Below are 20,292 nucleotides of genomic sequence, written 5' to 3'. Positions count from 1 at the left end.
AAGGCATGACCTTCGGCCTATATCGACGTATCGTGCGCTCGATCAATCTCGATGGATTCCAGGGGAGTGTGTCGATGCGCCGAATGGCCGCCAGCGAAGTGATGCGTGGAGTTCTGTCCTGCCTGATCCTCTGGGCGCCATGCGCCTGGTCGCAGGACACGCCGGTCGTTCCGTCCGTGCCGGCGGCGACCACCTCGGTCGCGCCACCTGCCTATCCGATCGAGATCCCCTTCGCTTCGCGTGACGCGGCCTACGTGACTGAGCCCAGTTCCCCCGAGGCATGGGGTGGCCCTCGCCATGAGGGGCAGGAGCACCTGTCCGATCGTGTCGTTTCCTATCGTATCCAGGCGCGCCTCGACGCCCAGCACCACGTGGTGGAAGGGCGCCAGCAACTGACCTGGCGCAACCGCAGCGACCGGCCGGTGTCCGCGGTGTTCCTGCACATGTACCTCAACGCGTTCGAGAACGAAGGCAGCACGTTCCTTACTGAGCGTCGCCTGCTCTCGGAAGGGCGCTCGCGTGGATCGGGCGACATCGGCAAGGGCGAATGGGGATACATCGATCTGTCGTCCATCGACCAGGACGGCGCCTCGCTGGCCTGGCGTTATGTTCATCCGGATGGCGGCGCCGATACCGACCACACTGTCGTGCGCGTGGATCTCGCGCAGCCGGTGGCACCCGGCGCGTCCGTCTCGCTGGACATGACCTTCCGCTCTCAATTGCCCAAGGTCGTCTCACGTACGGGCTACCAGGGGGCCTTCCATCTCGTGGCGCAGTGGTTCCCCAAGATCGGCGTGCTGGAGTTGCCGGGTGAGCGCGGTGCTACGGAGCCGCGCTGGAACGTGCACGAGTTTCATTTCAACAGCGAGTTCTACGCCGATTTCGGCGACTACGACGTGCAGCTCACGGTTCCGAAGGACTTCGTGGTGGCGGCCGTGGGCGAGCAGCAGGGCGCGCCGGTGGTGGAGGGCGACCAGGCGACCTGGCACTTCGTCCAGGGCGACGTGCACGATTTCGCCTGGATGGCGGCACCTGGCTTTCTTTCGCGCGAGACCACGTGGAACGGGCCCGGCAGTCCGCCGGTAAAGGTGCGCGTGGTCTATCCGCCGGAATACGAGGCAGTGGCCGGTCCGATCCTCAAGGCGAGCACCGATTCGCTCAGCTACTTCTCCCGCACGCTTGGTCCGTACCCGTATCGCACGGTCACGGCGATCGTGCCGCCCTTCCACGGTGAGGAGGCGGGGGGGATGGAGTACCCCACGTTCTACACGGTGGACAATGCGCTGCGTGTCGAGCCGAAGACGCTGACCGAATTCCTGATCGACTTCACCACGATCCACGAATTCGGACACGGTTATTTCTACGGACTGCTGGCTTCGAACGAATTCGAGGAGCCTATGCTCGACGAAGGCCTCAACGAGTTCTGGGACGATCGCATGCTGCGTGAGCGTAAGCAGGGCGTGCATCTCACGAAACCGTTCTGGCGTTTCTTCGGCGTGGATCCCGAGATGGGTCCCTTCATGCTCGAGCGCATGACCGCGCTGCTGTCGCATGCCGCCGACCCGCTGGGCCAGAATTCCTGGAACCGGCTTTCCAGTGCCGAATACGGCACGGTGTACTCGCGGACCGCGACCGCCATGCACGACCTCGAGCAACGGCTCGGCGGCGAGGTGATCGACAAGGCATTTCGCGCTTATTACGAGCGATGGAAGTTCCGCCATCCTTCCATTGCCGACTTCCGGCAAAGTCTCGTGGAAGCCTCCGGCAAGCCGGAGGTGGTGGACGAGATCTTCTCCCGTTACGTCCATGGTACGGCGCGTGTCGACGATCGGGTGAGCGATATCGTCACGGAGGAGGTGTTGCCGCTGGCCGGCATGGCCCTGAAGGACGGCAAGCGCGTGGAAACGTCTCCCGACGACAACGAAGCGGCAATCGAGCGGCAGCGGAAAGCGTGGGAGGCTGCCCATCCCAGCGCTGGCCCGGGGGAAGGTCCGTTCCCGTGGCGGACGACGGTGACCGTATGGCGTGACGGCGAGGCCGTTCCGCAGTCGCTGAAGGTGAATTTCGCCGATGGCTCGAGCGACACCGTGGCATGGAACGACGGGCGGCGCTGGGCGCGTTTCACGTTCACGCGCCCAGCCAGGGGCGTATCGGCCGAATTGGATCCCGAACGCCGTATCTACCTCGATGCCAACAAGCTCAACGACAGCCGCACGGTAAAGGCGGACCATTCGGCGTCGACGCGCTGGGGATCGGACTTCGCCGCCTTGCTGCAAGGCATCTACGCACTGCTGGGAACCCTATGAACACGCGCGCCCCTCGCTCCGCCTTCGCCAGCGTCGGTCGCGGCGCCCTCGATGCGCTGCAATGGCGGCTCGTCATTGTGTGGATGCTCGTGACGTTGCTGCCGACGCTCGTCGTGGCGCTTCCCCTGTGGAAGGCGCTGGACGAGCTGCTGGCGCATTCCGTGCACGCGCAGGCCTGGGCGGTCCATTTCGACGGACTCATGTTCGGTGACGTGTACGAATCCCTGCGTGGACGCCCGCAGACCGGCGCTGCGTTTCTTGCCGGCCTGCTGCTTATGCTGACTTTTGCCCCTTTCCTCACGGGTATGGCGGTGGCCACGGGTCGGGCCGGTCGTGCGCTGGGCTTCGGCGCGTTGCTCCAGGGTGGCGCGACGGAATACGGCCGGCAGCTGCGCCTGTCGATCCTGGCGCTGTTGCCCTATGCGGTGTTCTTTGCCGTGGCGCGCGGCGTATCTTCGTTGGCGGACGATCGGGTCGACATGGCGTTGCTCGAATCGCATGCACGCTGGTACCAGTATGGCGGCATGGCCGTGATAGCCGCCTGTTTCGGCATCGTGCAGGCGGTGGTGGAGTCGGCACGCGCGCAGTTCATTGCCGATATCGGCTTGCGCTCGGCGTTCCGAGCCATGGGGCGCGGTCTGCTACAGGTCGGCCGACGTCCGTTCGCCAACCTTTTCGCCTATGCCGCGATCACGATCGTCGGTGGCGCCGGCTCGGTCGCGGTCGCTGCATGGCGCGGCCATACGACGGCGGTGGGGATGGGAGTGCTTGGCGCCTTCCTCATTGTGCAGTTGGGCGTGGCCATCGTGGCGTGGACGAAGACGGCACGTCTGCTGGCGCTTGCAAGCTTGGCGACCACGAACCCGGCCCATCGCCGGCGTCGCACGGATTTCGCGCCGGCGCTCTAGCGGGCCGGCGCGACGATTGCGATCAGCCTGCCGCGCGGCGGGCTTCGCGGTGGGGCGGATAGTAGGCGAACAGGTGGGTCGCGCCGCCCAGGAAATCGATGTTGTCGATATGCTCGCCGCCGAGGCGTTCGGCGACATGGTCCGAGGCCTCGTTGCCGATACGCACCAGGCTGATCACGCGCTGCGCGTGCATCTGGTTCCAGGCGAAATCGAGGATGGCGGCACCGGCTTCGGTGGCATACCCATGGTGGCGGTGCTCCGGCTTGAGCATCCAGCCCAGTTCGAGGTCGGGCCAGCCTTCGGGCTTCATGAGTCCGGCGCGGCCGATGAATTCGCCGGTGTCCCTCAGTTCAATGGCCCACATGCCACACCCGCGCAGCGCCCAGTGACCGAGCAACATGGCCATGGAGCGCCAGGCGTTCATGCGGTCGAGCGGCTGGCCGTCGCCGATCCAGCGCGTGCTTTCGGCGTCGGCGAGCATGCTCGCGTACTCGTCGAAATGGTGCTCGGTAAGCGCCGTGAGCCGCAGGCGCGGCATTTCAATAACTGGGATGTTGCTGATTGGCATCGAAGTGACCAAGGGTTTCAACCGATCAGGGAAGCCAGCGCGCGGGTGCTCTGCGCGAGGCTCTCCTGCCAGGACAAGCCGGTTATTTTCTCACCAGTTTGACCGTCGTCAAAGTCCTCGATCTGCCCCGGAGCGAGCAGATGACGATAATCAACTGTAATTTCAGTGCCTTGCGCAAGGTCTTTCGCAGCGAAGATGAAGCCGAGATGCCAGATTCCGGTCGGCTGGAAGCTGTGATTCACGTAGCATTCGTCAGGCCAGTCGGGGGAAAGGGTGTAGCGATCCCCGAACCACCGAGCAGCGGCGTGAAGCTGGCGGGACAGCGCCGGGTCGGCCTGGATCTCGGCCCAGCCGTAGGTGCGGTCGATGGCATCCGGCGCGGTGACCACGCTGCCGGCGGCGACGGCTTCGTCGACGAACAGGCCCTTGCCGGCCCCCGGGATGCCTGAGGCGGCGATGCGGTAACGCGGCAGGATCATTGGATCATCAGGCCCCTGGTTCCGTCCGGGGAGGCGATTGGTGTCCATCCCGGCTTGGGGCGCGAGTGTAGCGCGTTCGGGCGAAGGCGGAAGGGGGGAGCCCTTCCGCCCGCCGGATCACTCGGCCTCGGCGTGCCGTGCCTTGGTGGTGGTTTTCTTCTTCGCGGGCTTGTCGTCGCCCAGGAGGATGGCGTCGCGGTTGCGCTCCACCAGCGACGGGCCGATGCCCTTCACGTCGGCCAACTGGTCGGCGGATTCGAAGTCGCCATTGGCTTCGCGCCAGGCGACGATGGCCTTCGCCTTGGACAGGCCCACGCCATCCAGGGCATGGGCGAGGGCGGTCGCGTCCGCCGTGTTGATGTTGACCGGCGTGGAGGCGTAGGCGGGGACGGCCGCGAGCAAGGCGGCGAGGGCGAGAGTAAGTCGGGACATGTCGGTTCCTTTTCGATGCGCGTCGGTCGACGCGACGTCGAACTTTGCGCATGTGCGCGTTCGTGCCGAACCGGCGCCATGCGCCGTTCCGTGTGCGCCATGCGCCGGTGTCGCGCCCGGGCGCGGCCGTCGGCACGAAGGGGGCGCCGTCGGCGCTGCTACAATCGTTTTTTGCCCAACGAGTCCTTTCCCCATGGATACCTCCCGCATCACTTCCTTCGTCAGCGGCCTCTGGGACGCGGAAATCGTCCCGCAGCTGGTCGAGTACATCCGCATCCCGAACAAGTCGCCGATGTTCGACAAGGACTGGCGCGAACACGGTTACATGGACCAGGCGGTGAAGCTGATGTCCGACTGGGCGAACTCCAAGCTGGGCGCGCTGAAGGGCGCGACGCTGGAGGTGGTCCAGCTCGAAGGCCGCACGCCGCTGATCTACATCGACGTGCCCGCGCAGGGTCTCAACGGCGACAAGGGCACGGACGAGACCGTGGTGCTCTACGGCCACCTCGACAAACAGCCGGAGATGACGGGCTGGGCCGAGGATCTCGGTCCGTGGAAGCCGGTGATCAAGGGCGACAAGCTCTACGGTCGTGGCGGCGCCGACGACGGCTACGCCATCTTCGGCTCGCTCGCCGCGCTGCTGGCGCTGCGCGACCAGGGCGTGCCGCATGCGCGCTGCGTGATCCTCATTGAGGCCTGCGAGGAGTCCGGCAGCTACGACCTGCCGTACTACGTCGACCACCTGGCCGACCGCATCGGCAATCCGGCCCTGGTGGTCTGCCTCGATTCCGGTTGCGGCAACTACGACCAGCTCTGGCTCACCACCTCGCTGCGCGGCATGACCGGCGGCAACCTCACCGTGCAGGTGCTGGAAGAGGGCGTGCACTCGGGCGACGCATCGGGCGTGGTCCCGTCGAGCTTCCGCATCCTGCGCGACCTGCTGAGCCGTCTGGAAGACGAAGACACCGGCACGATCGTGCCGAAGGAACTCTACGTCGACATTCCGGAGCAGCGCGTGGCGCAGGCCCGCAAGTCAGCCGAAGTGCTCGGCACGGCCATCTACGACAAGTTCCCGTTCGTCGAAGGCATGCAGCCCACCACCGACGACCTCACCCAGCTGGTGCTCAACCGTACGTGGCGTCCGCAGCTGTCGGTCACCGGCATCGGCGGCATGCCGCCGCTCGACAGCGCGGGCAACGTGCTGCGCCCGAAGACGGCCGTCAAGCTCAGCCTGCGCGTGCCGCCGACGCTCAACGGCGCCGAGGCCGGCACCTTCCTCAAGCAACTTCTCGAGAAGGATCCGCCGTACGGCGCGAAGGTCACCTTCGATCTGGAGAAGGACGGTAGCGGCTGGAACGCGCCGCAGCTGTCGCCCTGGCTCGAGGAGACGGTCGCCCAGGCCTCCAAGGATTACTTCGGCCAGCCCGCCGCCTACATGGGCGAGGGTGGCAGCATCCCGTTCATGGGCATGCTCGGCGAGAAGTTCCCGAAGGCGCAGTTCCTGATCACGGGTGTGCTCGGCCCGCACTCCAACGCGCACGGTCCGAACGAGTTCCTGCATATCCCGACAGGCAAGCGCGTGAGCATGGTGGTCGCCAGCGTCGTCGCCCGCCACTTCCAGGAAGCGTCGCGCGCATGAGCGCCGACCCGTCCACGCTCGCCGGCCGCCTCGCGGCCGTGCGGGCGCGGATCGCGGCCTGCCGCGAGGCAGGCCGCGATCCGGCCGAGGTGACCCTGCTGCCGGTGAGCAAGACCTTCGGCGCGGATGTCGTCCGCGAGGCAGTCCTCCTGGGCGAACGCCGCTTCGGCGAGAACAAGGTGCAGGAGATCCAGGCCAAGGCCACGGAGTTGAAGGCCGAGGCCATCGACTGGGTGGTGATCGGCCACCTGCAGACCAACAAGGCCAAGGCCGTCGCCACGTACGCCGCCGAGGTGCAGTCGCTCGATCGACTCGACTTGGCGGTGGCGCTGGACAAGGCCTTGCAGGCGCAGGGCAGGGGTATCGATGTCCTCGTCCAGCTGAAGACCTCGACCGAAGACACCAAGTCGGGCCTCGCGCCGTCGTCGCTGCCCGGTTTCCTGCACGAGTTGAAGGCCTTTTCGTCGCTACGCGTCCGCGGCCTCATGACGTTGGCCGAAGCATCGGACGACGAGGCCGTGGTGCGCCGCTGCTTCGCCGACCTGCGCCACTGGCGTGACCGGGCCCGCGACGAGGGACACGACGTGCAGCGCCTGTCCATGGGCATGAGCGGGGACTTTGCCCTGGCCATCGCCGAGGGTAGCACCGAGGTGCGGATCGGCAACGCCATTTTCGGTGCCCGAAATTAATCTGAGTCATAACCCCGGGATGTCAGGCGCTTTAACATTCGGAATCAGAAAGCCATTTCGGCGCTTTACGCGTCCTTTATGCAAGTGGCTCAATCTGTTCAGAATTCACCTTTGTGACGGTGGATTCTTACGATTTCTCTGAATATTTCCTAGGAATGGCAGTTTTTAACTTTATGCCAACAACAAGGGCGATGGGGTTTGATAACTTCACCGCTCGTTCACGGTCGTCCACCTTTTCGGCGGCTTAACCCAACGATGAATAGGCCTTCTCGCTCATGCACTTAAAGCGACTGACCACTCTCGCGTTAGCCACATGCTGCATCGCCGCCGTCACACCCGCCATGGCCGACACCGTCACGGCGCCGAAGGGTCTGGACCAGTCCGCTTCGCTTCTGCTCACCGATCTTCCCGTGTTCGCCCCGGCGACCACCCTGGCGCAGTCCACTATCCCGGACCTCGCCTCGATCGTCGCTCCGAAGGCTCCCGCCGTGGCCCAGGCCCCGGTCGCCGCCGACGACAATGGTGACGATGACGACGACAGCCTCGTCGCCGCCGCCACCGACAAGCTGGCCGGCCACGTGGACGGTCATGCCCGCGAGGCCCTCCTGGCCTTCGCCATGAAGCTCCGCGATATCCGCTACCACCGTGGCGGTCGTGCACCCTCCACCGGTTTCGATTGCAGCGGTTTCGTTCGTTACGTGTTCCTGCACAGCGTCGGCCTCGACCTGCCGGCCAACTCGGCCAGCCAGTTCCTCGCCGGCCTGAAGGTCAAGCGCACCGATATGAAGGCGGGCGACCTGGTCTTCTTCCGCACCCGTGGCAAGGCCATCTCCCACGTGGGCATCTACATCGACAACGGTCAGTTCATTCATTCTCCGTCGGCCGGAAAAACCGTCCGCGTCGACAGCCTGAACGAGGCCTACTGGGCCAAGCATTTCGTGGGCGCCAAGCGTCCCGAAGGCATCTCCAAGATCTGACGGGTACCCTTCAACGTATATTTCCGAAACGGCGTGCTTCGGCATGCCGTTTTTTTTGGTCGCTTTACTGTAGGAGCGCGCTTGCGCGCGATCCCGCGGTAGCGGCAACCTAGCCCGCTGTCGCGGGATCGCGCGCAAGCGCGCTCCTACACTATCCTTCCTTGATGCCCATTCGTCCCGTCCGCTCCGTCCCCGTCTTTGGCCTCGCAAGGGTCCTTTCCAAGCGCGGCATCTGCTCACGAAGCCAAGGCGAACGCCTGGCCAGGGAGGGGCGGGTACGCGTGGACGGACGCGTGATACGCGATCCGGAGTTTCCCATCGCGGGGCATGAACGGATCGAGGTGGACGGCGAAGGCGCGCAGTCGGCGGCGTCGGTCTATATCGTGGTGAACAAACCGCGTGGTCTCGTGGTGACGGCTTCCGACGAGCGCGGGCGGGACACGGTCTATTCCCTGCTGGATGGCGCCGGCTTGCCCTGGCTGGGTGCGGTGGGGCGGCTGGACAAGGCCAGCGAAGGCCTGCTGCTGATGTCGAACGACACGGTGTGGGCGGCGGGCATCACCGATCCGGCGACCCATGTGCCGAAGACTTACCACGTACAGGTGTCGGGGCAGCCGGACGACGTCACGGTCGCGGCCATGCTCGAAGGGGTGGTTGACGAAGGGGAGGCCTTGCGGGCGGGCGCGGCGTCGGTGCTGCGGCGTGGCGAGAAGACCGCCTGGCTGGAGGTGACCCTCGACGAGGGCCGCAACCGGCATATCCGCCGGCTGATGTTGGTGTTGGGATTCGAGGTGCAACGTCTGGTGCGTGTCGCCATCGGCGACCTGCTGCTGGGCGAGCTGGCCAAGGGGCAGTGGCGGCACCTTACCGCTGATGAGGTTGCGGCACTCCGCCGACGCTGACGTGGCGGGTGGGCCGAGATCGCCCTGTAGGAGCGCGCTTGCGCGCGATCGCGCGCAAGCGCGCTCCTACAGGATCAAAAGCGTCTCTCAGCTCTTCAGCACGCCGATCTTCTTGCCCACCTTCGTGAACGCCGCAATCGCCTTGTCCAGATGCTCGCGGGTATGGGCCGCGCTCATCTGCGTGCGGATGCGGGCCTTGCCCTGCGGGACGACGGGGAAGAAGAAGCCGGTGACGTAGATGCCTTCGTCGAGCAGCTCGGCGGCCATCTGCTGGGCCTGCTTGGCGTCGTAGATCATCACCGGGACGATCGGGTGCTGGCCCGGACGGATGTCGAAGCCGGCCTCGGTCATCTTCTCGCGGAAGTAGCGGGTGTTCCCCTTCACTTGCGCGCGCAGGTCGCCCGCGGCGGCGAGCATGTCGAACACCTTGGTGCCGGCGGCCACGACGTGCGGCGGCAGCGAGTTGGAGAACAGGTAGGGGCGCGAGCGCTGGCGCAGCATCTCGATCACTTCCTTGCGGCCTGTGGTGAAACCGCCGAGCGCGCCGCCCAGGGCCTTGCCCAGGGTGCCGGTGATGATGTCGATCTGGTCGAGCACGCCATGCACTTCGGCGGAGCCGCGGCCGGTGTCACCGAGGAAGCCGGTGCAGTGGCATTCGTCGATGTGGACGAGGGCGTTGTACTTCTTCGCCAACGCGACGATCTCGGCCAGCGGGGCGATGAAGCCGTCCATCGAGAACGCGCCGTCGGTGGTGATCAGCTTCGTGCGCGCGCCGGCGGCGTCCGCCGCCTGGAGCTGGGCCTCGAGGTCGGCCATGTCGCAATTGGCGTAGCGGAAGCGCTTGGCCTTGCACAGGCGGATGCCGTCGATGATGGAGGCGTGGTTGAGCGCGTCGGAGATGACGGCGTCTTCCTCGCCCAGCAGGGGCTCGAACAGGCCGCCGTTGGCATCGAAGCACGCGGCGTAGAGGATGGTGTCCTCCTTGCCGAAGAAGTCGGCGATCTTCTTTTCCAGTTCCTTGTGCAGGTCCTGGGTGCCGCAGATGAAGCGGACGCTGGCCATGCCGAAGCCGTGCGTGTCGAGGGCATCCTTCGCGGCCTGGATCACGTCGGCGTGGTCGGCGAGGCCCAGGTAGTTGTTCGCGCAGAAGTTGAGGACCCTGCGACCGCCTTCCAGCTCGATTTCGGCAGACTGCGGCGAGACGATGATGCGCTCGCTCTTGAACAGGCCCTGTTCGCGGATGGATTCGAGTTCGCTGGCGAAACGCGTCTGGCCGGGGTAGGTCATGGTGCTGGGTCCGGGAGGGTGGGAGACTCCCGATTGTGGCGCCTTTGCGCGTCCGGGAAAACCTTCGGACGCGCATGGTCGGCCTCAGTGCAGCCCGAAATCCACCCGGGTGGTCTTGCCGCCGTCGTCGATGCCCTTGGCGTCGGTCTTCGGCGCCACGACGAACACGCGCTTGTCGTCCGCCTTGCCCTGCAGCCACTGGCGCACGGCGTTGGCCCGGCGCTCGGCCAGGTGGCGCAGGGCATCGGCGTCCACCGGCATGTTGGTCTCCATCAGGGTCCGCATTTCCTCCGGCGGCTGGGATTTGGCCAGGCCGATGAAGTTCTTGGGCTTGGGGAAGGAGGCATGGCGGTAGGCGCGTTCCAGGTATTTCTCCTGTTCGTCGGCCGTAGGCGGCGTGGCGTCGTCGCCCTTGTCCCGGACCTGCTCGTCATGGATCAGGTTATCGACCATCACCTTGCGCAGGCCGCTTTCGTCCTTGGCGGGGTCGACCCGACCAACGATGTCGAGGCTGATCGAGGGCTTGTCGTTGAGCACTTTCACGATGTCCGCGAGCTTGGCCTGGCCAGCGGTGTCGAGCACGTCGGAGCCGGGGGCGAATTCCACGTAGCCGAGGTCCTGGCGGCCGCCGCCCACCGAGGCCAGCAAACGGAAAGGCGAGGTCACGGCTTTCACGATGAGGTTGCCGATGGCCCGCCAGACCAGGCCGCCTACGCTGAACTGCGGGTCGTCCAGCGATCCGGTGACGGGGATGCGGACATCGATACGGCCCTGGGAGTCCTTCAGCAGCGCCACGGCCAGCTTCACCGGCAGGTGGCTGACGCCGGGCCCTTCAATGCGGTCGCCGAAGGTCAACTGGTCGATGAAGATGTGGTTGTCGGCCGTGAGCTTGCGCTGGTCGAGCTGGTAATGGACATCGACGTTGAGGCGTCCCTTGGTGATCGGGTAGCCGGCGTACTTGCCCGAGTAGGGCGACAGGTTGGCCAGCTGGATGCCTTCGGCCTTGGCGGTGATGTCGAGGAAGGCGACCGGCGTGAGCGGGTTGATCGTGCCCCCGATGTTCACCGGCGCGTTGCCGTCGAGCTGGCCTTGCAGGGTCAGTTCGGCCGGCGTGGTGGCGGTGTCGGTGCCGAAGGCGCCGATCTTGCCGGTGAGTTCGGCGACATCGGCGGTGTAGTTCGGCTTGATGAAGTTGTCGGTGTAATTGAGCCGGCCCCGCGTCAGGCTGATCTGGCCGATGTGCACGTCGGCGGCCAGCGCCTGCGTGGGCGGCGTCTCGTCCTTTTCCTTCGGGGCGACCGGCGCGGGGTTCGCCTGGGCCTGGGTCACCGACACGGCGCCCTGGGTTTCCGGATGGGCGACCACGTCCTGCACGTTCAGGCGTCCGTTCGCGTTGATGATCACGCGGGCGTAGAAGTCGTCGAGCGCCAGGCCGCCGATGGCGATGTGCGGGACATCCTCGCCGAGGCGGATCGCCATGTTCGACGCGCTGAGCGACGACCAGCGCAGGAAGTCGTCGTCGGTGAGTTTGTCGAGCACGCGCACGTTGCCCAGCGTGGCCTTGCCGCGATATGCGACCAGGGCGGCCTGGGTGCCGCGGTCGGTGTAATGGAGCTGGCCGTCGAGACTGAGCAAGCCACTGCCGACGCGCACGTTGAGGGGGACGGTGACCAGGGATTGCAGTGGCGCAATGTCCAGGCGCGTGGTGGCGATCGTCAGGTCGGCGTCGAGCGGTTGCGGCTTGATCTGGCCGGTGACATCGAAGCCGCCCTTGCCGACGGTTCCCTTGAGATCCAGTTTCACCGGTTGACGCATGTCGTCGGACAGGCCGTCGATGCCGAAGGCCGTGGCCTGCATCGTCACGCCGTCCCGCTTGCCCGTGGCACGGGCGTCGCGCAGGCTCATCGTGCCGTCGCTGAGGCCGACATGGCCAATGCTCCAACGCCAGGCCGTGGCTTTCGGTGCGGGAGCATGCGTTGTCGATGGTGCACCGGGTGGCATCACGCTGGCGAGATCCAGGTTGCCGTTGGCGAGTCGTTTCAGGTCGAGCGTCAGGCCGTTGAGCAGGAGCGTGTCGATGCGTGCCTCGCTCGTGGCGATGTCGACCAGGGCGATATCCGCCGACAGCGACTTCCACGCCATCGGAGACGCACTGCCGTTGTGCGGCACGAGTTGGAAGCCATCGAGGGACGCCTTCGCCTTGGCGATGCGCAAGGCCACGGCGTCATGCCAGTCGAAGACCAGTTCGCCGTGTGCACCGATGGTGCCGCCGGTGATGTCCGCCGCGAGGATCGGCGGTGTCAGCGGCATGAGCGTGGCCAGCGACACGTTCTTCAAGTCCAGCGAGCCGGCATAGCGCTTCGACGGCAGGTCGAACTTGCCTTGCGTGGCGATCGCGCCGCCGGCCAGCCGGGCCTTCACGTCCAGCTGGGCCTCGGGTGCCTTGACCGTGCTGAAGCCGCGCAGGCTGCCTTGCAACTGGTCGAGCACAAGATGCGCTGGCGAAGGGGCGGCGAGGTCCGCGTACTCGATGCGGCTATCGCTGAGAGCGAGCCCGTCGATGCGCACATCGGTCGGTTTGGCGTCGGCGGCGGGCGGCGTATCGGAGCTGCCCGTCAGCGCGTCGAAGTTGCTCTTGCCGCCGGGCAGGCGGGCGTAGCGAAGCGAGAAACCATCCAGTGCGACCTGGCCGAGGCGATAGCGCGAGGTCAGCGGTTCGAGCGCCGTGAGGCCGAGTTCGCCGTGGTGTAGGCCGAGCAGGGCGCCGCCATCCTTGCCATCGACCTTGAGGTCGTCGATGACGAGGCGCCCATCGACGACGATCCTGGGCTGCGTGGCCGTCATAAGGAAATGCACGCCCAGGCGACCGGATAGCTTGCCGTCGGGCACCTTCACCGGCAGGTCGACCGGAATGAAACCGAGGTAGCGGGGCACGTCGAGGCGGTCGAGGCGCAGGTCCAGGATTGATTCGCGGCTGTCGGCGAAGGGTTTGGTCTGTCCTTGCAGGCGCAGGGGACTGCCGTCCACCGTCATGGTCAGCAGGGGCTGCACATAGATGTCGGCGTCGCTGGGCTGGTTGGCGATGAAGGGGATGCCCAGCTCGATGGCGTCGAGGCGATGGGTGGCATCTAGCACCCGGTCGTCGAAATCGACACGGCCACCGTGCACGGCGATGTTGGACAGCGCGAAGCGCGACGGATCGGAGGGCTTCGCGTCAGGCGGCGAGGCGAAGCGCTCCATGATGTCCGAGAAGTTGAAACGCTGCGGGGCGCTGCGCTGGAGGTGGACGTAGGGCCGGTCGAGCGTGAGCGAATCGAGGATCGGCGCCAAGCGGAACAGCGAGGCCCAGGAGGCGTTGGCCGTGAGCTGGCCGACATCGACGAAGGGCGTCTTGCCGTCCTTCTCCCCGACATGCAGGCCCTCTATGGTGAGCCGCAGGGTGAAGGGGTTGAGGCTGACGCTCTGTACCGTCACGGGGCGGTCGAGCGCGGCGCTGGCGCGTGACGCCAGTTGCGACCGGATCAGCGGTGGCGCGGCGAAGAAGCCGAGCAGGCCGAAGACGACGATCGCCACGAAAAGGCCCAGCGCGATGCGCCGGCCCCGTTGGGAGCGATAGACGGTGAGGGCGGCGTCGCGCCCTTTTTTCCAGTGGATGATCCGTTTCCCGGGCGTGTCCATACCAAACCCCTCGCGCACGTAATCCCCCCCGCCGGCAGTGTAAACCGGTGGAGGTTGCGCGAGGGAGTCGTTATCGGCGCTCTTTAACGGACGATCAGGTCCAGGAGCACACGACCTTGCCGCAATGTCCTGCGTCCATCAGGTCGAAGCCCTTCTGGAAGTCGTCGATCGAGATCTGGTGCGTGAGCACCTTCTGAAGCGGGAAGCCCGTGAGCACCATCTGGGTCATCTTGTACCAGGTCTCGTACATCTTCCGGCCGTAGATGCCCTGCAGGGTGAGGCCCTTGAAGATCACCTTGTCCCAGTCGATGCCGGCGCCGCGCGGCATGATGCCGAGCATGGCGATTTTGCCGCCGTGGTACATGCATTCGAGCATGTCGTTGAAGGCGCGCGGGTTGCCGCTCATCTCCAGGCCCACGTCGAAGCCTTCGATGTGGAGATCCTTCACCACGTCCTTGAGCGACTGGTTGGACACGTTGACCACGCGCGTGGCGCCCATGTCGGCGGCCAGCTTCAGGCGGTAGTCGTTGACGTCGGTGACCACCACGTTGCGGGCGCCCACGTGCTTGGCGATGCCCGCGGCGATGATGCCGATGGGGCCGGCGCCGGTGATCAGGACGTCCTCGCCGATCAGGTCGAACTCCAGCGCGCAATGGGCGGCGTTGCCGTACGGGTCGAAGAAGGCGGCCAGCTCGGACGGGATCTGGTCAGGGATCGGCCACAGGTTCGAGGCCGGCATGGTCATGTATTCGGCGAAGGCGCCGTTGCGGTTCACGCCGATACCGACGGTGTTCGGGCACAGGTGCTGGCGGCCGGCGTGGCAGTTGCGGCAGTGGCCGCAGACGATGTGGCCTTCGGCGGAGACGCGGTCGCCGACCTTGTAGCCGGTGACGCCCGGGCCGATCTCGGCGATGCGGCCGACGAATTCGTGGCCGATGGTCAGGCCCGGCTTGATGGTGCGCTGGGACCACTCGTCCCACTTGTAGATATGCAGATCGGTGCCGCAGATGGCGGTCTTCTCGATCTTGATGAGGACTTCGTTCGGACCGACCTGCGGCACCGGCACTTCTTCCAGCCAGATGCCCGGTTCGGCCTTGCGCTTGACCAGCGCCTTCATCGTCTGCTGCATGGGGATTCGCATTCCGTGGGGAAAGGTCCGCGGCGCGGACCAAACCGCCATTATAGGCCTGCCGGAAGCGTTCATCTTGTGCGCTGCGCCATTGCCAGCGCTCGTCCGGGCCTCTATGGTCGCAGGGTTTTGCGAACCAGACAGGGGTACCCGTACGATGCGAATCCGCACGATGATGCTCAGCGCCGCGATGGCGCTCGCCCTCGACGCCAAGGCCGACGAAGGCATGTGGATGCCGTCCCGATTGCCCGGCATTGCGAAGAACCTCAAGGAAGCTGGCTTCCGTGGCGACGCCCGTGACCTGGCCGATCTGACCCGCGCACCGCTCAACGCCGTGGTGCGTATCGGCGGCGGCACCGGCGCCTTCGTGTCGGACGAAGGCCTGGTGGTGACCAACCACCACGTTGCCTTCGGCGTGATCCAGTACAACTCGCGCCCGGATCGCGACCTGATCGCCAACGGCTACGTCGCCCCCGACCGCGCGGGCGAACTGCCGGCCAACCCGGACTACCGCCTGCGCGTCACCGTCGGCTTCGATAAGGTGACCGATCGCATCCTCGCGGGTGCCAAGGGCAAGACGGGCCGCGCCTATTACGACGCCGTGGACGCCGCCAGCAAGGCGCTCGTGGCCGAGTGCGAGAAGGAAGACGGCATCCGTTGCAGCGTGGCCAACATGTTCTACGGCCGCGACTTCTACCTGGTGAAGCAGCTGGAGCTGCGCGATCTTCGTCTCGTGTACGCGCCGCCGCGCGCCATCGGAAATTACGGCGACGAGGTCGACAACTTCGTCTGGCCGCGCCATGCCGGCGACTTCACCGTGCTGCGCGCCTACGTCGGCAAGGACGGCAAGCCGGCCGATTATTCCCCGGACAATCAGCCCTATCACCCGCCGTCGCACCTGAAGCTCGCCACCGAAGGCGTGGCCGAGGGCGATTTCGTCATGCTTGCCGGTTACCCGGGCATCACCTATCGCCACCGCACGGCGGCCGAGTTCGCCGATCAGGTGCAGTGGCGCCTGCCCACCACGGTGGCGGTGATGAAGGAACTGCAGGACATCATCGAAGCCCAGGGCAAGACCGACAAGGACGCGGGCATCCGCTACGCCTCGCAGTTGCAGACGCTGAAGAACGGCATCAAGCGTTTCAGCGGCGAGCTGGAAGGCCTGGAGCGCAGCGATGCCGTCACGGTCCGTCGCGAGGACGAAACGGCGATGATGGCCTGGCTGGCGACGCGCCCCGAGGCGAAGACGCTGAAGCCGGAGATCGACCAGGTCATGACCCTGATCGAGCAGGGCAAGGACGTGCGCGAGCGCGACCTGCTGCTGGCCATCCTCAACAGCCAGACCCAGCTGCTTCGCGGCGCCCTGGCCGTGGATCGCCTCTCGGTCGAGCGCCCCAAGGCCGACGCGGATCGCGAGTCCGGCTACCAGAAGCGCGACGAGGAACTGATCCAGAGCCAGCTCAAGCAGATCCAGCGTCGTTACGACCCGCGTGTCGAGAAGGCGCTGATCACCTCGCTGATGACTCGCTACCAGAAGCTGCCGGCGGCGCGTCACCTGCCGGAGGTCGACAAGGTGTTCGGTCGCACGCCGGCGGAACTGGCGAAGGCGCTGGATGCCATCTACGCGGGCACGAAGTTCAGCGACGAGGCCGAGCGCCTGCGCCTGTTCCAGGCCTCGCCGGCCGATGTGGAAAAGAGCGCCGATCCGCTGCTCGTCGCCGCGCGTACGCTGCGTCCGGCGCTGCTGCGCATCGAGGAAGAGCGCAAGGGCCGCGACGGCGACCTGCTGCGCCTGCGCCCGGCCTACATGGAAGCGCTGATCGCCTATCGCGAGAAGCAGGGCAAGGCCGTCTATCCGGACGCCAACTCCACGCTGCGTGTCAGCTACGGCAAGGTCACGCCGCTGATCGCCCGCGACGCCGTCGCCTACGCACCGCTGACCACGGTCAAGGGCATCGTCGAGAAGAACACCGGCAAGGCGCCGTTCGACGCCCCCAAGCCGCTGCTCGACGCCATCAAGAAGGGCGACTTCGCCGGCTACGCCGATCCGAAGACGGGCGAGATGCCGGTGGACTTCCTCAGCAACCTCGATACCACGGGCGGTAACTCCGGCTCGCCGGTACTCAACGCCAAGGGTGAGCTGGTCGGTCTGAACTTCGACAGCAACTGGGAAGCCGTCAGCGCCAGTTGGATGTACGACCCGCGCTACAAGCGCGCCATTCACGTGGACATGCGCTACATGCGTTGGTTGATGGACAAGGTTTACCCGTCGCCGGCCCTGCTGCGCGAGCTGGGCGTTCCCGGCAAGTGATGTCGCGACATGACCTCCGGCACTCCCTGCCGGAGGTCATGTGCGCCAATGTTACTGTGTAACGTCTCGCCCTTCGGGCCATGGACGTTGTCGTTCCTCCAGGAGAATCCTCATGCGTCGACTCGCACTAGCCACGGCCCTCGCGGCCGGGCTCGTTCCCGCCGCCCATGCCGTCGAAGGCATGTGGCAGCCCGCCCAGCTCCCCAAGATCGCAGGCACGCTCAAGCAGCACGGCCTGAAGCTCGACCCGTCGACGCTCACCGATCTGACCGCCTACCCGATGGGCGCCATCGTCAGCCTCGGCGGCTGCACGGCCTCCTTCGTGTCGCCCGACGGCCTGGTGGTCACCAACCACCACTGCGGCTACGGCGCGCTCCAGTACAACTCCACCAAGGAGAAGAACCTCATCGAGCAGGGCTTCCTCGCGAAGATCGTCGCCGAGGAACTGCCCGGCTCGCCGGACATGCGCGTGTTCGTCACTGAGGAGATCCGTGACGTCACCAAGGAAGTGAACGCCAAGATCACTCCGCAGATGACCGGCAAGCAGCGTTACGAGGCCATCGACCTGGCCAAGAAGGAGCTGGTGAAGGGCTGCGAGAGCGACGGCTACCGCTGCGACGTCTACACCTTCCACGGCGGCTACAGCTACCAGCTGATCAAGCAGCTCGAGATCAAGGACGTGCGCCTGGTTTACGCGCCGCCCGAATCCATCGGCAAGTTCGGTGGCGACGTCGACAACTGGATGTGGCCGCGCCACACGGGCGACTTCAGCTACCTGCGCGCCTACGTGTCGAAGGACGGCAAGTCCGCCACGTACTCGAAGGACAACGTCCCCTATCACCCGAAGCACGTCATCAAGGTCAACCCGCAGGGCCTGGAAGACGGCGACTACGTGATGGTCGTGGGCTATCCGGGCCGCACGAATCGCTACCGTCTGGCGCAGGAAGTGAAGAGCTCGATCGATTGGGTGTACCCGACCCAGATCAAGCTCTACAAGGAGCAACTGGACACCATCGCCGAGAACGGCAAGGCCAACCCTGACGTGACGGTGAAGTACGCTAGCCTCGTCGCCGGCCTCAACAACTACCTGAAGAACTTCGGCGGCCAGCTCGAAGGCCTGCGCCGCGCCAATGCGGTGGCGGTCAAGCAGAAGCAGGAAGCCGACCTCGACGCGTGGCTGAAAAAGCAGGGCGGCGCCGAGAATCAGGCGCTGATCAAGGACATCGCCGAGCTGAAGTCCAAGCTCAACACCTACCAGGCCACCCGCGAGCGCGACGTCGATCTGTCGCTGATCTCGCGCACCCAGCTGTTCTCCAGCGGCGTGCGCCTGGCCAAGCTGGCGCAGCAGCGCACCAAGCCGGACATGCAGCGCGAAGCTGGCTACCAGCAGCGTGACGAGGTCCGCATCGAGGGCGCGCTCAAGCAGATGGAGCGTCGCTACGACGCCAAGACCGACCAGGATCTGCTGACCAACGCGCTGGTCCGCTATGTGACCCTGCCGAAGGACCAGCGCCTGCCGGGCCTCGACCAGTGGCTGGGCAGCGCCAACACCCGCCCGGCGATCCAGGCGAAGGTGGCCGAGCTGTACAAGGGTAGCAAGCTGGGCGACACCGCCGAGCGCCTGAAGTGGTTCAAGGCTGACGACAAGGCCATCGCCGCCAGCGACGACAGCATGCTGAAGCTCGCCAACGCGCTGCTGCCGGACCTCAAGAAGATCGAGGACCAGCAGGATGCACAGGAAGGCGAACTCGCTCGCCTGCGTCCGCGCTACATGCAGGCGATCATCGCGTGGAAGGAATCGCAGGGCCTGCCCGTCTACCTGGACGCCAACAGCTCGCTGCGCGTCACCTTCGGCAACGTGCAGGGTGTCGCCCCGCGTGATGGCGTGAGCTACGCGCCGTTCACCACGGTCGATGGCATTGTCGAGAAAGACACCGGCGAAGAGCCGTTCAACGCGCCGAAGGCCGAGACCGACGCGATCAAGGCCAAGGCCTTCGATTCGTATGCCTCGAAGAAGCAGGGCACGCTGCCCGTCGACTTCCTGGCCGACCTCGACATCACCGGCGGCAACTCCGGCTCCCCGGCGCTCGATGCCGAAGGCCACCTCGTGGGCCTCGCCTTCGACGGCAACTGGGAATCGGTGAGCGGCGACTGGCTGTTCAACCCGAAGCTCAACCGCTCGATTCAGGTGGATGTCCGCTACATGCTGTGGGTGATGCACCACCTCGACCACGCCGACAACCTGCTCAAGGAAATGGGCGTGCCGGCGAAGTAAGTTAATCGGGGCAGGAACTTGCATTCACGCATATATGCAACAGTTGCGTGTAATGCATAGTTCCTGTCCTGTAACTCATGACTGTTTGCAATTCAGGTGCCGCGCCGCAGTGAGTACGGCAGCGGCATCTACCATCCGGTGAGTTTGGACGTGAGCGTAGGTCCTCGCCGTGGTGATGATGGAGGTGTGGCCCAACCACTCCTGGACTAACTTGAGGTCATTGACGCTCTCCAGGAGGCGCGTTGTGCAGGTATGTCGGAGCGAGTGAATGACGCATTCGCGCTCAGTGATCCCGGCATGCTTCTTGGCCTTCTTCCAGGCGTGACCTGCTCGCCAGTTAGTAATGGTCGAGAAGGCACCGCCTGGGACCTTCCTGCACGCGTCTAGAACCTCGTAACACGCTGCGGTCATCGGTACAGTGCGTGTTCGACCGTTCTTCAACTCACCTGCGCGCCACAGGCGGATGAGACCGGCTTCTTTTTTCATTACCAGGTCTCTCCATCGCAAGTTCAACGCCTCGCGGAGTCGAAGTCCTGACTCGACCAAAATGACGAAGAGGGCACGAAGGTGCCAGCCGTCACCTACTGATCTTGCCCCCGTTTCACGGACACCCCTATAAGCGATTAACTATCGCAATAGGAGGTGGACGATGACCAAGAGCAAGGCAGGCAGAAAGGGGCAGGAGTTCAGCCTGGAGTTCAGGCAGCAGGCA

General features: G+C 65.5%; 14 protein-coding genes. 8 read left to right on the top strand and 6 right to left on the bottom strand.

The genetic code is table 11. The features are described from left to right. The first annotated feature begins 5 nt into the window (after positions 1–5). The gene (locus GAK28_RS00070; protein ID WP_291773549.1) at positions 6–2,306 is read left to right on the top strand and encodes a M1 family metallopeptidase; all 2,301 of its coding nucleotides are present in this window, start codon (positions 6–8) and stop codon (positions 2,304–2,306) included. Further along, entirely contained in the window at positions 2,303–3,214 is a 912-nt protein-coding gene (locus tag GAK28_RS00065; RefSeq protein ID WP_291773548.1) for a hypothetical protein, read from the top strand. Before GAK28_RS00070 ends, GAK28_RS00065 begins: the two co-directional genes overlap by 4 nt. Positions 3,215–3,236: 22 nt before the next feature. Here the strand turns inward: GAK28_RS00065 and GAK28_RS00060 are convergent, their stop codons facing one another. The 3 genes from GAK28_RS00060 to GAK28_RS00050 all read right to left on the bottom strand — a co-directional run bounded on the left by GAK28_RS00060 (position 3,237) and on the right by GAK28_RS00050 (position 4,693). After that, on the bottom strand, positions 3,237–3,776 hold the full coding sequence (locus GAK28_RS00060) for a GNAT family N-acetyltransferase (RefSeq protein WP_343161826.1): 540 nt from the start codon (positions 3,774–3,776) through the stop codon (positions 3,237–3,239). A gap of 23 nt (positions 3,777–3,799) precedes the next feature. Beyond that, a complete protein-coding gene (locus GAK28_RS00055) occupies positions 3,800–4,261 on the bottom strand; it encodes an SET domain-containing protein (protein WP_291773543.1) in 462 nt (153 codons plus the stop codon). Between the two features lie 117 nt (positions 4,262–4,378). Continuing rightward, positions 4,379–4,693 carry a helix-hairpin-helix domain-containing protein gene (locus GAK28_RS00050; RefSeq protein ID WP_291773540.1) on the bottom strand — a complete coding sequence of 105 codons (315 nt, stop codon included), beginning with the start codon at positions 4,691–4,693 and terminating at the stop codon, positions 4,379–4,381. A 193-nt stretch (positions 4,694–4,886) separates the two neighbouring features. Here GAK28_RS00050 and GAK28_RS00045 point away from each other — a divergent pair, with 193 nt between their 5' ends. The 4 genes from GAK28_RS00045 (at position 4,887) to GAK28_RS00030 (ending at position 8,900) form a co-directional block, all read left to right on the top strand. Beyond that, positions 4,887–6,332, top strand: coding sequence for a M20 family metallopeptidase (locus GAK28_RS00045; RefSeq protein WP_291773537.1), 1,446 nt, complete (start codon positions 4,887–4,889; stop codon positions 6,330–6,332). Further along, complete coding sequence (locus tag GAK28_RS00040) at positions 6,329–7,021, top strand: YggS family pyridoxal phosphate-dependent enzyme (RefSeq protein ID WP_291773534.1); 693 nt, start codon at positions 6,329–6,331, stop codon at positions 7,019–7,021. Before GAK28_RS00045 ends, GAK28_RS00040 begins: the two co-directional genes overlap by 4 nt. A 341-nt stretch (positions 7,022–7,362) precedes the next feature. After that, positions 7,363–7,998: a C40 family peptidase gene (locus GAK28_RS00035; protein ID WP_291773532.1), complete on the top strand. Its 636-nt coding sequence runs from the start codon at positions 7,363–7,365 to the stop codon at positions 7,996–7,998. A 164-nt stretch (positions 7,999–8,162) separates the two neighbouring features. Next, positions 8,163–8,900 (top strand): pseudouridine synthase, encoded by a 738-nt coding sequence (locus tag GAK28_RS00030; RefSeq protein WP_291773529.1) that lies wholly within the window; start codon positions 8,163–8,165, stop codon positions 8,898–8,900. Positions 8,901–8,987: 87 nt separating this feature from the next. Here the strand turns inward: GAK28_RS00030 and kbl are convergent, their stop codons facing one another. From kbl to tdh, 3 genes are all read right to left on the bottom strand, one after another. Continuing rightward, on the bottom strand, positions 8,988–10,187 hold the full coding sequence (kbl, locus tag GAK28_RS00025) for a glycine C-acetyltransferase (RefSeq protein WP_291773523.1): 1,200 nt from the start codon (positions 10,185–10,187) through the stop codon (positions 8,988–8,990). Between the two features lie 84 nt (positions 10,188–10,271). Further along, positions 10,272–13,865: a DUF748 domain-containing protein gene (locus tag GAK28_RS00020; protein ID WP_291773520.1), complete on the bottom strand. Its 3,594-nt coding sequence runs from the start codon at positions 13,863–13,865 to the stop codon at positions 10,272–10,274. 94 nt (positions 13,866–13,959) lie between these two features. Next, positions 13,960–14,994, bottom strand: a complete 1,035-nt coding sequence (gene tdh / locus GAK28_RS00015; protein WP_291773518.1) for an L-threonine 3-dehydrogenase — start codon at positions 14,992–14,994, stop codon at positions 13,960–13,962. A gap of 157 nt (positions 14,995–15,151) precedes the next feature. Between tdh and GAK28_RS00010 the strand changes: the two genes are divergently transcribed. Together GAK28_RS00010 and GAK28_RS00005 are read left to right on the top strand one after the other, a co-directional pair. After that, positions 15,152–17,305, top strand: coding sequence for a S46 family peptidase (locus tag GAK28_RS00010; RefSeq protein WP_291773515.1), 2,154 nt, complete (start codon positions 15,152–15,154; stop codon positions 17,303–17,305). A gap of 112 nt (positions 17,306–17,417) precedes the next feature. After that, complete coding sequence (locus GAK28_RS00005) at positions 17,418–19,580, top strand: S46 family peptidase (protein WP_291773513.1); 2,163 nt, start codon at positions 17,418–17,420, stop codon at positions 19,578–19,580. Positions 19,581–20,292: the final 712 nt, after the last annotated feature.

This window comes from Luteibacter sp. (genome assembly GCF_009912395.1).
Lineage (GTDB): Bacteria > Pseudomonadota > Gammaproteobacteria > Xanthomonadales > Rhodanobacteraceae > Luteibacter.
Note: the sequence above shows the minus strand (reverse complement) of the source record. Positions and strands in the feature narration are given on the sequence as shown.